The sequence below is a fragment of the Limnohabitans rimovensis (SeqCode) genome (assembly GCF_965234775.1).
Taxonomy (GTDB): domain Bacteria; phylum Pseudomonadota; class Gammaproteobacteria; order Burkholderiales; family Burkholderiaceae_C; genus Limnohabitans; species Limnohabitans rimovensis.
Map to the genome: position 1 here is coordinate 1070829 of NZ_OZ248562.1, position 14517 is coordinate 1085345.

The following is a 14517-nucleotide window of genomic DNA, read 5'->3' on the forward strand; positions in this document are numbered from 1 at the left end:
CCTCAAACCGCCGCCGCTGGCGCCTGCATCAAGGTATGGGACGCCACCATCCCCTCCGTATCAGAGCGCTCCAAGCGGATTTCAAATTCAAAAACTTGGCCGGCTTGGGCCCCCAACTGCTCCACGCAAGCCTCCCGGGCCAAGGCCTGAACCAAGCGGTAGGCCACCAAGTCGCGGGGATCAGACTGGTCGGGCAAGTGATTCAGATCGTGGGCCAAATGGTCGACCAGGTTTTGCTGGGACAAAGCCAAGTTCACATCCGGGTTGTGCACCCAGCCCCACATTGAACGGGGCCGGCGCGGATAAATCAGGTGCCAGGCCAACCCTGGGTCCAGCCCCTTTGGGGTTCCAGTGGGCTCGCCACAGCGCACATACAGGCGGGGCTCGTCGCCCACCGCATGAAAAAATTTCCAGTTGGGGAAAAAAGCCCGCAGCAAAAAAATCCAAGGACCCTGAATGAAGCGCGGCCCCCACCACAAGGTGGCCAACAAGAACACGAAGTACAGCAGGATGAATGCGTGCGTGATTTTCACGGGGTGAAAGCATACCCCAGCATGGGTGATCTGGCACTGCGCTAACTGGCCGAACGCATTCAGACTATGCTCGCAACGCCCTATATGCCCAAAGCCTTTATCGGCGCGTCCAAGACCCGATCACGCCAGCCCTCACCATGAACTCCGTCAAACAGCGCATCGCACAACAGGTGCGGGACATGACCCACACCCGGCAACGGCCCGAGGTGTTTTTGCAGCCCGCTGGCGACCCGGGCCTGTTGGGGCCAGACAGCAGCGCCTGGCAAGTGCATGCGCATTTCATGGCCATGATGGTGGGTGGCATCGCTTCTTTGATCGTTCAAGCCTTGCACCCCCGCGCCTTGGCGGGTGTGTGGGACCACTCCAGTTTTCGCGACGATTTGGGCGCACGGCTGGGCCGCACGGCATTTTTCATCGCGGCCACCACCTTTGGCGGGCGTGACATGGCCGAACAGGCCATGGAACGGGTCAAGCGCATCCACCGCCAGGTAAATGGGGTCGATGCCCACGGCCAAGCCTACCGCGCCGATGACCCCCACCTGCTGGCCTGGGTGCACCTGGCCGAATGCACCAGTTTCATGCGGGCTTATGACGAGCATGGCCGCCCCGCTTTGGACACCCATGCACAAGACCGCTACTTCGCAGAAATGGCGGTGCTGGGCAGCGCCATGGGCACAGGCCCGGTGCCCAGCCACCGCGCCGCCTGTGAGCGCCGCTTGCTCAGCTACCTGCCTGAATTGCGCTGTGATGAGCGCACGCGGTATGTGCTCCAACGCCTCAATGACTATCCCACCCAAGCCGTCTACCAACCTTTGATGAAGTTGGTGGTGCGCGCCGCCCACCACAGCTTGCCCCCTTGGGTGCACCCCCTGCTCGCGCAACCTGAACCCAGTTGGGGCGAGCGCTGGTGGGTGCGCCAAGCTTTGGCCCGGGTGTCTGCCCCGATTCAGTGGGCCCTTGACGATGAAGGCGTGGCCGCCTTCTCCCGGCAACGGGTGCGACAAGTCAACCCAGACACGCGCTAGAAACAAGGTAAGCTGACTGGGTGGATACCTACGCTTTCAAAGACATATGGGCCCAGCGCAGCTTCATGCGCTACTGGGGCTACCGCATCACCACCACTTGCGCCAATCAAATGATGATGGTCGCATTGGGCTGGCAAATGTATGAAACCACCCAAAGCGCCTGGGACTTGGGGCTGGTCGGTCTTTATCAGTTTGTCCCCGCCTTGCTTTTATCGCTGTGGGCGGGTCATGTGGCCGACCGAATGAACCGGCTGCACATCATCTTGGCCAGTTCGTTGGTGCAAGCCGCTGTAGCGGCCATTTTGCTGGGGGCGAGCGAACAGCAGGCCATCAGCAAAGACTTGATCTTGGCCTTGGCCGTGGTGATGGGTGCGGTGCGGGCTTTTCAAATGCCCGCCTCGCAAGCCTTGATGCCGGCTTTGGTCAGCGAAAAATTGCTGGCACGCGCCACGGCGTTCAACTCATCGGGCATGCAAGTGGCCATCATCTCCGGTCCCGCATTGGGGGGGTTGATCTTTGCGCTGGGCGCCAGCGCGGTGTATGCCACCGCACTGGTTTTGTTGCTGCTGGCCTGTGCTTTGCTGTGGGGCTTGGGCTATCAGCGCCATGTGGTGCCCGGCGAACCCGTCACCCTGCGCACCGTGTTGGCAGGGGTGCATTTTGTGTGGCACAACAAACTGCTGCTGGGCGCGATTTCGCTGGACCTGTTTGCCGTGTTGTTGGGCGGGGCCACCGCGCTGCTGCCCATGTTTGCCAAAGACATTTTGATGGTGGGGCCTTGGGGCCTGGGCTTGCTGCGCGCTGCACCCGCCTTGGGGGCACTGGCGGCGTCCATGTGGTTGACCACACACCCCTTGCAACGCCGTGTGGGCCATGTTTTGCTGATCGCTGTCGCCGTTTTCGGTTTTGCCATGATCCTCTTTGCCTTGTCCACCCATTTTTGGTTGTCCATGCTGGCCTTGGCCATCAGCGGTGCGGCTGACACAGTGAGCGTGGTGATCCGCATGACCCTCATGCAACTGGAAACGCCTGACGAAATGCGCGGTCGGGTCGGCGCTGTGAACTCGATTTTCATTGGCGCGAGCAATGAATTGGGCGAGTTCGAATCCGGTGCGGCTGCGGCATGGCTCGGCCCGGTGATGGCCACCTGGATCGGTGGCCTGGGCACAATCTTGGTCGCCGTGATGTGGCTGCGTTTGTTTCCCAAACTGGCGCAAAGGGACAAACTGGAATGAGCCCCTGGTTTGGCAAGCTCGCCCGCTTGCGCTTGTACAGCTTGTGTTTTTTGGCGTTGTCGGTGAGCCTGGGCGTGGCCTTGGTGTCCTTGGCCAAATTGATGCTGCTGATCGCTGTGCTGCTGCAAATGCTTTCAGAGGTGCGACAACGGCATCAGCCCCTCCTGCCCACAGCCACGGCCAAGCTGCCCTGGCCCAGCAGCCTGTGGTGGGGCGCTGCCGCCTTGCTCTGGATGGGCTTGTCCATGGCCTGGAGTTCAGCCCCTGCCCATGAGGCCTGGCTGGCCCTGTCGCGCCATGCCCGGTGGTTGGTGTTGCCTGCCGCCTTCTACCTCTTGCGCGCGGGCACCCCCGCTTGGCCGGTCTTGCAATGCCTGGTGGCCGGGCAACTGTTTGTGCTGCTCAGCTCATGGCTGATGGTGCTGGGCGTTCCCTTGCCCTGGGCGATTTCGGTCATGAGCCCCGACAACGCAGTGGTCTTCACCAGCACCATCGAACAACCCATCACCAGCACCTTGATGATGTTGGTGGTTTGGTATTTCCGCGATCAATGGCCTGTGCCACACCGGCGTTTTGCAGTTTGGGCGGTCTTGGCCCTGACCAGCGCCAATGTGCTGCTGGTGGTGACGGGGCGCACCGGGCAAATGGCTTTGCTGTTGGCCTGGGTCTTTATTTTGCTGGGGGTTTTACCCCGTCGCTACCGATGGGGCGTGCTGCTGCTGCCCGTGTTGGTGGCCCTGGGCGTGGGCTTGGGTTCTGAGCGCATGCAGCAGCGCTGGCTCAAAGCCCAGACAGATGTGCTGGCCTTGCAGCAAGGGCCGTTGAAAGAAGAAAATTCTTTGGGCTTTCGCATCGACGCCTGGCAAAAATCGGTCCAGGCGATGGCTGAAAAACCGATCTTGGGCCATGGGGTGGGTGCCTGGCCCCAAGCCTACGTGGCGCACGGCGGCACCATCCCCAAAGCCACCGATCCGCACCAACAATTTTTGCTGTGGGCGTTGGAGAGCGGGATGGTGGGCGCGGCTTTGTTTGTGGGGTTTTTAGCCCTGCTGTGGCGCAATGCACAAAAGCTTTCGGGGTCTGCGCGCTGGGGTTTGCGCAGCGTGGTGGCCATTGAGGTGCTTACCGGCTTGGCCAACAGCACCTTGTTAGGGGCAGGGATTGGGGAATTTTTCCTGTTGCTGTGGGCCGGCTTGCTGGCTTATCGACCCCAGCCAGCCCAGGCCTGATCACAAGGGCTTTTGCCGCCAAGCCAATGCAGCGCCCAACAGCAGGGCCCCGGCTGAAAACACCAAGCCTCGGGCCAGACCGCCAGGGCCGTCCGAAATCCACCCCACCACCACCGGCCCGATGATTTGCCCGGTGGCAAACACAATGGTGAAGGCGCTGATACCCGTGGCCCATTGGGATGCGGGGAGGTTGTACCGCACCAAGGCCGTGCTGGACGCCACCACCGACAAAAAGACCGCACCGAACAACAGCCCTGAGGCCATCACCGCGGCGTCATGCGCGGTGAGTGCCGGCACGATGGTGGCCAGGCCCAACAAAGCATTCAAGGTGGCCATGGCTCCTCCGGCCCGGGCCCGGTTGAGCAAGCCCGACCACAAGCGCGATGACAGCACCACAGCGCAGCCCAACAAGGCATAAAACACCATCAACGCGCTTTCGCTTTGCCCTTGCTCACGCAACAAAGCCACGACAAAGGTCATGTAGCCGATATAGCCCACGCCAAACAGGCCATAACCCGCCAAGGCATAGGACAGGGATGGCCAGTGAAAGGGCTTGGGTGTGGCGTCACTCGGGCTCTGTTCATGCCCCAACAGGCCTTGCCGCTGCCACAGGGCACAGCGCTTCAAGGGCCACCACATGGCCAGGCAACAAGCTGCGCACACCGCACTCAACCACCACCAGGCCCAAACCCAGGGGTGGGCCAAGCCCTGCTCATGGGCGTGGGCCATGACCGGCGGCAGGCTGATCGCCGACAAAATGATGCCCCAGCCCGTGCCACCGTAATACAAGCCCAACAACCACCCGGCACTGTGGGGATGCAAATTGCCCAGCCGTGCAGCCAACAAACCACCAGCCACAAACACCCAGGCGCTGGACAAACCGGCCAACACGCGCTGCAACAGCAGGGGCTCAGCCTGCGTGAAAAAACCACTCAAGCCCATGAAGACGCTGGTCAACACCGCACCGGTCATGAACACCTGCACCGCATCCCAGCGGCGCAGCATGCGTGGCAAGGCCATGGCCCCCAGTAAATAGCCCAGGGCGTTGGCGGTGTTCATGGCGCCAGCCAATGTGTAGCTCCAGGTCAAATCTTCCCGCATAGGCGGCAGCAGCAGGCCGTATGAAAAACGCGCCATGCCCAGCGAAATGGCCGCCCCCAAGGACAGCGCGAAAGCCATGCCCCAGAGACTGCGCACTGAGGGCATGGTCATGTCAGTCCCTCACCGTTGGGGGTTGAGCACGAAGTCGTATTCCATCAAGTAAGTGCCGTCGGCTTGCTGAACCCAGTCGGTGACCAAAGATTGGCGCACACCGAACACCGCATCGGAGTCGAGGTATTTGTCGTGGTCGCGGAACACGTGGGTGATCAGGCGCTCGTAGCCAGGCGCTTCCACCATGAAGTGCAAATGCGCGGGCCGCCACGGGTGGCGTTTGGTGGCGTTGAGCAAGGTGCCCACGGGGCCATCGGTGGGGATGGGATAGGCCTCGGCCAAGATGGTGGTGAAGTGGAAATGACCTTGGTCATCGGCATTCAAAATGCCCCGCGCTTGGGGCTGCGACAGGTTTTCGTACTGCACATCGTATTTGCCATCGTCATCGGCTTGCCAGACATTGAGCTTGGCGCCCTTGACCGGCTCGCCGCCCAAACCCTTGACCTGGCCGCGCACCAAACACTTTTGGCCCGAAGCACCGTTGGACACATCGGCACCCAATTCAAAATGTGGCGCGTTCTCCAAAAAGAAAGGGCCAAACACGGTGGGCTCGGTGCAGCCCGCAGGTTTGTCCTGGTTCATGGCGATGGTGAGCATGGACAGGCCCAGCACATCGCTCAGCAAAATGAACTCTTGCCGCACGTCGGTGCACTTGTGCCCGGTGGCGGTGAGGTATTGGATACCGTAAAACCACTCCTCTTCGGTCAACTTCACATCGCGGGCGAAGTTGTGCAAGTGCGTGACCAGGCTGGAAATGATTTCCTTCAGGCGCGGGTCAGGCGTGTTTGCAAAGCGGGCCAACACGGCCTCGGTGATGGTGTCTTGGTTCAAATTGCGCACGGTTTACTCCTGGTGAATGCCTGCGGATTGTTCAACCACCTTGATGATGGCGGCGTAGTCTTGCTCGGCCCAGCCTTGGGCCAAGGCCGACTGCATCATTTGGCGGGTCATGGCGGTTTGCAGCAAGGGCACTTGCAAGGCGTTGCCCTCGGCCAAAATCAAATCGATGTCTTTGAGCATTTGCGGCACGGTGAAGGTGGGCGTGAAGTCACGTTGTGACAACTGCACCGCTTTGGCTTTGACAATCGGTGAGGCCACGGCACTGGCCCCAATGACTTGCCACAAGTCAGTCCAAGCCAAACCGCCTTTGCTGCCCAAGCTCAGGGCCTCGGCCAGCATGGCACTGGTTTGACCAATCATCAGGTTGATGACCAGCTTCATCAGCCGGGCTTGCTCGCCCTCACCCAAATAAAACTGCACCGAACCCCAGGGTTTGAGCAGGGGCGCCAGGCGTTGCCAAACGGCCTGGGGGCCGGATGCCATGAGGGTCAATTGGCCAGCCTCGGCCATGTGGTTGTTGCCAGATACCGTGACGCGCAAATAGTCTCGCCCGGTGGGCGCGAACAGCTTGGCCACTGCGGCCGATGCAGCCACCGACACCGTGCTGGTGTCCAGGTAAAAACCGCCTTGGGGCAGGTGCTCGGACACCACCGCAGCGGCACTTTGGAGCGCGGCATCGTGGGGCAAGGACGACATGGCGCCGTCTGCTTGGGCCAAGGCAGCGCCCAGGTCTGTGGCCATCGTCAGCCCCGCCGCTTGGGCCAAGGCCAAACGCTGCGCATCGGTGTCGTGGACCGACACGGCATGACCAGCGGCCAACAAATGGGTGGCCATGGGCAAGCCCATCTTGCCCACACCCAAAAACACCAGCTTCATGCGGTGGCCATCGAAATGATGGACATCAATTGGCCTTCAGGCCTGCCGCCTTGACGATGCGCGCAGCGGTGTCGATTTCGGCTTTGATGTAGGCATTGAAGGCGTCCGGCGTCATGGTGAAGGGGTCGGCACCCAACTTGGCCATGCGCTCCTTGATGTCTGGGCTGGCCAAGGCCTTGAGGGCCTCTTCATGCAAGCGCTTGACCACGGCAGCGGGTGTGGCGCTGGGCACGATCATGCCCACCCACAAGGTGTAGTCGGATGCCGGCAAACCCGCTTCGATGCTGGTGGGCACCTGGGGCAAGGTGGAGGCGCGGGTTTTGGTGCTGACCGACAGGGCTTGCAACTTGCCGTCTTTGATCAGCGGCAAGGCCGAAGCCAAGGGTGCAAAAAACCAATCGTTGGAGCCACCGATCACATTGGTCATGGCGTCAGGCGTTCCTTTGTAGGGGACATGCAAAGCATCGATGCCCGACTGCAAGCGAAAAATTTCAGCATTCAAATGGGTGCCACTGCCCACGCCGGCCGAGGCGTAATTGAACGTGCCGGGCTTGGCTTTGACCGCATTGATCAATTCCGCCTGGGTTTTCCAACCCTTGGCCGGGTTGACCACCAAGACATTGGGAATGGCCGCCAAGGTGGTCACACCGGTCAAGTCTTTCACCGTGTCGTAGGCCAAATTGGGGTACAGCGATGCGTTCAGCGCGTGGCCTGAGGAGTGCACCAAGACGGTGTAGCCATCGGCATCGCTTTTGGCCACCAAAGCGGCAGCAATCGTGCCGCCCGCGCCCAAACGGTTGTCAATCACGATGGTTTGGCCCATCGACTTGCCCATCGCATCGGCCACGGTGCGGGCCACGATGTCGGTGGCGCTGCCGGCACTGAAAGGCACCACAAATTTGATCGGCTTGGTTGGGTAGGTCTGTGCCAAGGCCTGGCCTTGAACCAACATGCAAGCCATGGCCGCCAAGGCCAAGCCGGTGCGGCGGGTGAAACTCATAGAGGTCTTCATGCGTGTTTTCTCCTGATGAAATATCAATGCGAAAAATGGGTTCAAGAACTCAAACCGTCACTGATGGTTTTGTTCTCGGACTTCAACTCCAAACCGGCATCGCGCGCGGTTTCTACCAACAGCGCGGCAAAGTCGATGTTGTCGTAACCACGCCCCACCATGCGCGCCACCGACTCGCGGGTGGCCGCCGCAGCGGGCATGCAGACGCCTTGGGCTTTGGCAGCCGCCATGCCCAAGTCCATGTCTTTGAGCAGCAGCTGGGGGGTGAAAGTCACCTGGTCAAAGGTGAGGTTGGTCAGCATGGGGGTTTTGTAGCGGGTGTACATGGAGCCTAAGACCGAGTCGTTGATGCTTTCCAAGAACAAATGGCGCGGAATGCCCGCTTTTTCGGCCATCACCGTGATCTCACACAGGTTTTGGATCACCACGCCAAACATGGTGTTGTGCGCGATCTTCCACACCCGCGCCAATTCACCCTCGCCCACCCACATGGTTTTGCGCGCCATGGCCTGAAGGTATGGCTCGGCCAAGTCATACAAATGACGCGGGCCCGAGGCCACCACCAACAATTTGCCGGCCTTGGCCACTTTGGCATTGCCCGACACCGGCGCGCACAAATAGGCCACACCGATCTTCTCCAGTGCTTCACGCACCTCGGCCGAACCTTCTTGCGAAATGGACGAGCTGTCGACCACGATCTTGGGCAGGGTTTTGCCCGTCACCAAGCCGCCTTCGGCGAACAACACCTCTTTCAAGTCGTCGGTGGTCGATACCATGGTGAACACCACCTCGCACGCGGCCAAGTCCAGCTTGCTGTTGACGATGGTTGCGCCATATTCGGCCAAAGGCTCGGCTTTGCTGCGGGTGCGGTTCCACACATCCACACCGTGACCGGCTTGGGTCAAACGCTTGACCATCGCCTCGCCCATGCGACCCAAACCAATCCATCCCACTTTGTTAGCCATGTTGTTTCCTCATCAGAATAAAAAATTGAACCTCAAGCGGCGATGGGCAAGCCCACCAAACGCTCCAAATCTGCGCGCGACAAACCGTCGACCGCATCGACCCACTTCAGACCTTGGGGCGTGACGTCCAAGGTGGCCAAATCGGTGTAGATGCGTTTGACGCAGCCCAAACCGGTGAGGGGGTAGGAGCATTGCTGCACCACTTTGCTCGCGCCTTGTTTGGTCAGCAAATCCATCATCACCCAGGTTTGCTTGGCACCCATGGCCAAATCCATGGCCCCACCCACCGCCGGAATGGCCCCGGGCTCGCCGGTGTGCCAATTGGCCAAATCGCCGGTGGCGCTGACCTGAAACGCCCCGAGCACACAAATGTCCAAATGCCCGCCGCGCATCATGGCAAAGCTGTCGGCATGGTGAAAAAAAGCCCCGCCTGGCAGCAAGGTGACGGGCTGTTTGCCCGCATTGATCAAATCGAAGTCTTGATCCGCTTCAGCCGGTGCCGGGCCCATGCCCAAAATGCCGTTCTCGCTGTGCAAGATGATTTCCAAACCGGCTGGCAAGTGGTTGGCCACCATGGTCGGCATGCCAATGCCCAAATTCACATAGGCCCCATTGGGGATGTCTTGGGCCACCAAGGCGGCGATCTGGTCTTTGCTTCTGCGGGGGTGTGTCATGTGAACCTCATGCCTTGAAACCGCCGCCTTGCGTTTGCACGCGCGGCACCTGCACCACTTGGGAGACAAAAATTCCAGGGGTGACCACCATCTCTGGGTCGAGTTGCCCCAACTCCACCACCTCGTGCACCGAGGCCACGGTGCGGCGTGCGGCCATGGCCATCACCGGACCAAAGTTGCGCGCGGCCTTGCGGTAGGTGAGATTGCCCCAGCGGTCACCGCACTCGGCCCGGATGAGCGCCAAGTCGGCGTGAATGGGGTGCTCCAGCACATGCATGCGGCCATTGATCTCACGGGTTTCGCGCTCGCTGCCGTCGGGGTTGCGGGCCAGCTCCGTGCCGTAAGCGGTGGGCGAGAAAAAAGCACCAATGCCCGCACCCGCAGCGCGAATGCGCTCGGCCAAATTGCCCTGGGGCACCAATTCCAATTCAATCTGGCCGCTGCGGTACAGCGCGTCAAAAATTTGGCTGTCAACTTGCCTGGGAAAGCTGCACACCACTTTGCGCACCCGACCGGTTTTGAGCAAAGCCGCCAAACCCGTTTCGCCGTTGCCCGCGTTGTTGTTGACCACCACCAGGTTGCGTGCCGAGCCATCTTGCAAGACGTGCATCAAACCTTCGAGCAGTTCATTGGGGATGCCTGCCGTGCCAAAACCGCCCACCATGATGGTGGCGCCATCGGCAACCGGTCCCACGGCTTCCTCCACGGAAGCGGCGATTTTGTTGATCATGCTTGGCTTTCAAATCGAATCACACCGCAGTTGGGTTTGCGCACACGGTGCGCGGCAAATACAAAGGGGTGCATTGTGTCACCGACGGCGCATTCTAAAGAGGTCGCCAAGACTTCCACACTGGGGCGGCAGATGAAGATCTGGGGTCAACGCGGACACCTGAAGTGATGTCGCTCAAACCCGTGTCAGTCCTGGCGCCAGAAACGGCACAATGTCGCTCACCTGCGAGGCGCCATGACCACCCCCATCCTGACCTACAACCCCAACCCTTCTCATCCGGACAAGCAACTGCCGCCCTTGGTTTGCGACAGCCATGTGCATGTGTTTGGCCCAGCCGATCGTTTTGCCTATGCCAGCAGCCGCAACTTCACTCCGGTGGACGCGCCCAAAGAGCGTTTGTTCGATCTGCACCGGCACTTGGGCATTGGCCGCTGCGTGATCGTTCAATCTGCGGTCCATGGCATGGACAACCGGGTGGTGGAAGACGCGATTGCAGCCGGCCAAGGGCGCTACCTGGGCGTGGCTTTGGTCCCCTTGGATGTGAGCGACAGCGAGTTGCAGCGGCTGGCGGGCGTGGGCTTTCGCGCGGTGCGGTTCAACTTCATGCCGCATCTGGGTGGCGCGGTGGACACCCAGGCCTTGTTGGCCCTGACCCAGCGCTTGGTCCCCTTGCAAATGCACCTGCAAGTGCACTTTCCATCGGCCATGGTGCACAGCTTGGCACCGGTGCTCGTGCAAAGCGCTGTACCGGTGGTCATTGACCACATGGGCCGTGTGGACGCCCAACTGGGTCCCCAACACGCCGACTTTGTGGCCTTGTGCGAGCTGCTCGGCCAGCCCGGCATGCACGTCAAGGTCAGTGGCATCGATCGCATCGACCCCAGCCCGCCCTACATCGCCGGCTTGTTGTTGACGCGCAGCTTGGTCGAGCGCTTTCCCACCCAATGCGTGTGGGGCACCGACTGGCCCCACCCCAACCACACCCACGTGCCCGATGATGGCGCTTTGGTCAATGCCATTTGGCAAATGGCCCCCGATGCAGAACTGCGCCAGCGGGTGCTGGTGGACAACCCCCAGGCCTTGTACCGTTTTGCCAACCACTGAAAAGGTTTTTTGATGGCTCGTTTTACCAACAAAGTGGTGGTGGTCAGCGGCGCGGGCTCGGTCGGTCCTGGCTGGGGCAATGGCCGCGCCATTGCGGTGCAAATGGTCGAAGAAGGGGCCCATGTGCTGGCCTTGGACCGCGAACTGGCCCGCATGGACGAAACCTTAGCCTTGGCGCAAAAGGCCGCTGTAACCAGTGGGGGCAGCATCGAGGCCATGGCCTGCGATGTCACTCTGTCAGAAGCCATCAAGGCCTGCATTGACCACGCCATGGCCCGTTGGGGTCGCATCGATGTGCTGGTCAACAACGTCGGCGGCTCGGCTGCTGGGGGGCCCGTGGAGATGAGCGAGGCCGTGTGGGACGCGCAAATCGACCACAACCTCAAAAGCGTTTTTTTGGGCTGCAAACATGTGCTGCCCATCATGGCGGCCCAAGGTGCGGGGGCGATTGTCAACATCGCCTCCACGTCTGGCATGCGCTGGACCGGCGCGGCCCAAGTGGCCTATGCCGCCACCAAGGCGGGCGTGATCCAGTTGGGCAAAGTCGTGGCCGTGCAATATGCCAAACAAGGCATTCGGGTCAACACCGTCGTGCCTGGGCAGTTGCACACCCCCATGGTGGAAACCCGATTGGCTGGTCAGCGCGCGGGCGGCGATGTGCAATCTTTGTTGCAAGCACGCCAGGCCCGCATCCCCCTGCCCTTCATGGGCGATGGCCGCGACACAGCCCGCGCCGTTTTGTTTTTGGCCAGCGACGAGGCCCGCTTTATCACCGGCACTGAAATCGTCGTTGACGGCGGCATGTCGGTGCGCTGTGACTGACCCTGACCCCATCCCCTTTGACACAACCACTTCGGAGACCATGATGATCATCAGCACCCGCTTCAAGCGATGGACCACCTTTGCCCTGTTGGCTTGGTTCAGTCTGGGCACCGCCGCCTGGGCACAAACCAAGGTCACGCGACTGCTCGTGGCCTTCCCGCCCGGCGGTCCAGTGGACTTCATCGCCCGCACCATCAGCGAACAACTGGGCAAGGAGTTGGGCCAAACCGTGGTGGTGGAAAACCGAGCCGGCGCCAATGGCGCCATTGCGGCTGAGGCTTTGCTCAAAGCACCCGCGGACGGTCAAATGCTGTGGCTGTCCAGCGTGGGCGCCATCTCCATCAACCCAGGTCTGTACCCCAACTTGCCCTACGACCCGGTGCGCGACCTGGCAGCGGTATCGCTGGTGGTCAACAACGTCGAGATGCTGGTGGTGCACCCCAACCACCCGGCCAACAACCCGCAAGAGTTCATTGCTGTGGCCAAACAAAAGCGCGTGACCATGGCCTCCTCAGGCACCGGCAGCGTGCCCCACTTGGCCATGGAACTGTTGGCCGATGCCACCAAAACCGACTTGGTGCACGTGCCCTACAAAGGCGCCGCACCAGCCATCACCGATGTCATGGCCGGCCATGTGGACGGTTTTTTTGGTGACATCCCCGGCCTGATCGGGCACATCAAAAGTGGCAAGCTCAAGCCTGTGGCATTGGCATCCACGCGCCGCCACCCCTTGTTTCCCGACGTCAAAACATTCCAAGAAACCGGTGTGCCAGGTGTAGACTCCGACAACTGGTACGCCTTGTTTGCCCACAAAGGCACACCCAGCGCCGATATTGATCGCATCAACCAAGCCCTGCGCCGCACTTTGGCCACAGAAGCCGTGCGCGCCAAAATTGTGGCCTCGGGTGCCGAGCCTGCCGGCAACAGCCCGTTGGAGCTGAGTAACCTGGTCAAGGCCGACTTGACCAAATGGACCCGGGTCATCCGCGACAAAAAAATCAAGGCCGACTGAGCATGGTCTTGACCGACTGTTTGTTGTTGCGCGTACCGGCCGATTTGGGCGCGCGCGATTGGGCCAGCTGGGCGTATGCTGCCTTGACACCCGTGCCCCATCAATTGCGCGTGACCTGTACCCCTCAAGATGAAGACGCGCAAGGCTTGACCCATGTGTATGTCCACTTTGAACAAACGCCCATGATGGGCGCAGACCAAAGCGCCGCATGGGAAGCCAGCCTATCGCAATGGGCCGGGGTGGCAGCGCAGGCCTCGCGTTTGCAATTGGTGCTCGACTGCCCCAGCGCCAGCCCCGAAGCCAAGATCAGCACCCACTACACCGTGCAAACCGATCCTGCACCTGGCTGGGAGGAAGAAATTTCACAGTGGTATGCCCAAGAGCACATGCCCGGCTTGGCGATGGTCAATGGTTGTGTGCGCGCCCAGCGTTACATCAACCAAGACCACGGCCCGCGCTCTTTTGCGGGCTATGACTTGACTGCGCCAGAGGTGATGGGCTCACCCGACTGGCTGGCTGTGCGCGCCAGCGATTGGAGCAGCCGCTGCCGCCCTCACTTCACCAACACCCGCCGCACTTTTTTTCAATCCATTCACACTTTGCTTGGAGCCGCACCATGACCGAACGATTTGCCCTGCGTAGCTACGAAGAACTGCCCCCCGAGGTTCGCCCCTTGGCCGACGATATTTTGAAAATCTCCAGCGCCGGGCTGGGCGGGCCCTACAACGCCTTGATGCGCAGCCCTGAAATGGCGCGGCGCTGCTTTGACCTGCTGGACTACTTGCGCTTCAAAACCTCGGTGCCCAAAGCCCTCAATGAGTTCGCCATCCTGATTCAGGCCCGGGTGGCCAATGCGCAGTACGAGTGGTGGGCGCATGAGCCCATTGCGATTCGCGCTGGCTTGCCCCAGCACATCGCCGACGATTTGCGCCGATGCCAGCGCCCCCAAAGCATGGACGAAACCCAAGCACTGGTTTATGACTTTTGCATCCAACTCACCCTGAACCACCAGGTCAACGATGCCTTGTGGCAAAAAGCCATGCAACTCTTGGGCGAGCAACAGGTCATCGACTTGATTGTGTTGTCGGGCACTTACACCATGGTGTCGATGCTGCTCAATGCCACCCAAGTTGGCATTCCCAACCAAGGGCAACCCCCTTTGGAAGTCCTCAGCCCGGAGAACATCCGCCAGCGCCTATTGGCTTGAGCGTTTCGACTGCCGACAGACCATCATTTATTTCAGAAAGT

Annotated in this window: 16 protein-coding genes; 8 read left to right on the forward strand and 8 right to left on the reverse strand. The window is 60.7% G+C overall.

Annotated features, from left to right (window positions below):
• Window positions 1-2: 2 nt before the first annotated feature.
• Window positions 3-533, reverse strand: a complete 531-nt coding sequence (locus tag AC8GFZ_RS05085) for a hypothetical protein (protein WP_506642980.1) — start codon at window positions 531-533, stop codon at window positions 3-5.
• Window positions 534-670: 137 nt separating this feature from the next.
• Between AC8GFZ_RS05085 and AC8GFZ_RS05090 the strand changes: the two genes are divergently transcribed.
• The 3 genes from AC8GFZ_RS05090 to AC8GFZ_RS05100 all read left to right on the forward strand — a co-directional run bounded on the left by AC8GFZ_RS05090 (window position 671) and on the right by AC8GFZ_RS05100 (window position 4022).
• Window positions 671-1558, forward strand: a complete 888-nt coding sequence (locus tag AC8GFZ_RS05090) for an oxygenase MpaB family protein (RefSeq protein ID WP_506642982.1) — start codon at window positions 671-673, stop codon at window positions 1556-1558.
• Window positions 1559-1623: 65 nt separating this feature from the next.
• A complete protein-coding gene (locus AC8GFZ_RS05095) occupies window positions 1624-2793 on the forward strand; it encodes an MFS transporter (protein ID WP_506644238.1) in 1170 nt (389 codons plus the stop codon).
• Window positions 2790-4022 (forward strand): O-antigen ligase family protein, encoded by a 1233-nt coding sequence (locus tag AC8GFZ_RS05100; RefSeq protein ID WP_506642984.1) that lies wholly within the window; start codon window positions 2790-2792, stop codon window positions 4020-4022. The genes AC8GFZ_RS05095 and AC8GFZ_RS05100 overlap by 4 nt, the downstream gene beginning before the upstream one ends.
• On the opposite strand, the gene AC8GFZ_RS05105 is transcribed toward AC8GFZ_RS05100, so the two are convergent.
• From AC8GFZ_RS05105 to AC8GFZ_RS05135, 7 genes are read right to left on the reverse strand one after another with little or no spacing between them, the layout of a single operon-like run.
• The gene (locus AC8GFZ_RS05105; protein WP_506642986.1) at window positions 4023-5234 is read right to left on the reverse strand and encodes a YbfB/YjiJ family MFS transporter; all 1212 of its coding nucleotides are present in this window, start codon (window positions 5232-5234) and stop codon (window positions 4023-4025) included.
• Window positions 5235-5243: 9 nt separating this feature from the next.
• Window positions 5244-6074 carry an intradiol ring-cleavage dioxygenase gene (locus AC8GFZ_RS05110; protein ID WP_506642988.1) on the reverse strand — a complete coding sequence of 277 codons (831 nt, stop codon included), beginning with the start codon at window positions 6072-6074 and terminating at the stop codon, window positions 5244-5246.
• Window positions 6075-6077: 3 nt separating this feature from the next.
• The gene (locus tag AC8GFZ_RS05115) at window positions 6078-6950 is read right to left on the reverse strand and encodes an NAD(P)-dependent oxidoreductase (RefSeq protein ID WP_506642990.1); all 873 of its coding nucleotides are present in this window, start codon (window positions 6948-6950) and stop codon (window positions 6078-6080) included.
• A 25-nt stretch (window positions 6951-6975) separates the two neighbouring features.
• Window positions 6976-7962: a Bug family tripartite tricarboxylate transporter substrate binding protein gene (locus AC8GFZ_RS05120; protein ID WP_506642992.1), complete on the reverse strand. Its 987-nt coding sequence runs from the start codon at window positions 7960-7962 to the stop codon at window positions 6976-6978.
• A gap of 41 nt (window positions 7963-8003) precedes the next feature.
• Entirely contained in the window at window positions 8004-8927 is a 924-nt protein-coding gene (locus AC8GFZ_RS05125; RefSeq protein WP_506642994.1) for an NAD(P)-dependent oxidoreductase, read from the reverse strand.
• A gap of 32 nt (window positions 8928-8959) precedes the next feature.
• Window positions 8960-9601 (reverse strand): 3-oxoacid CoA-transferase subunit B, encoded by a 642-nt coding sequence (locus AC8GFZ_RS05130; protein ID WP_506642996.1) that lies wholly within the window; start codon window positions 9599-9601, stop codon window positions 8960-8962.
• A 7-nt stretch (window positions 9602-9608) separates the two neighbouring features.
• The gene (locus tag AC8GFZ_RS05135) at window positions 9609-10331 is read right to left on the reverse strand and encodes a 3-oxoacid CoA-transferase subunit A (RefSeq protein ID WP_506642998.1); all 723 of its coding nucleotides are present in this window, start codon (window positions 10329-10331) and stop codon (window positions 9609-9611) included.
• Window positions 10332-10565: 234 nt separating this feature from the next.
• Here AC8GFZ_RS05135 and AC8GFZ_RS05140 point away from each other — a divergent pair, with 234 nt between their 5' ends.
• From AC8GFZ_RS05140 to AC8GFZ_RS05160, 5 genes are read left to right on the forward strand one after another with little or no spacing between them, the layout of a single operon-like run.
• Window positions 10566-11435: an amidohydrolase family protein gene (locus AC8GFZ_RS05140; protein WP_506643000.1), complete on the forward strand. Its 870-nt coding sequence runs from the start codon at window positions 10566-10568 to the stop codon at window positions 11433-11435.
• A gap of 12 nt (window positions 11436-11447) precedes the next feature.
• Window positions 11448-12257, forward strand: coding sequence for an SDR family NAD(P)-dependent oxidoreductase (locus tag AC8GFZ_RS05145; protein ID WP_506643002.1), 810 nt, complete (start codon window positions 11448-11450; stop codon window positions 12255-12257).
• Between the two features lie 43 nt (window positions 12258-12300).
• Complete coding sequence (locus AC8GFZ_RS05150) at window positions 12301-13269, forward strand: Bug family tripartite tricarboxylate transporter substrate binding protein (RefSeq protein WP_506643004.1); 969 nt, start codon at window positions 12301-12303, stop codon at window positions 13267-13269.
• 2 nt (window positions 13270-13271) lie between these two features.
• A complete protein-coding gene (locus tag AC8GFZ_RS05155) occupies window positions 13272-13889 on the forward strand; it encodes a hypothetical protein (protein ID WP_506643006.1) in 618 nt (205 codons plus the stop codon).
• A complete protein-coding gene (locus AC8GFZ_RS05160) occupies window positions 13886-14476 on the forward strand; it encodes a carboxymuconolactone decarboxylase family protein (RefSeq protein WP_506643008.1) in 591 nt (196 codons plus the stop codon). The genes AC8GFZ_RS05155 and AC8GFZ_RS05160 overlap by 4 nt, the downstream gene beginning before the upstream one ends.
• The last annotated feature ends 41 nt before the right edge of the window (window positions 14477-14517 follow it).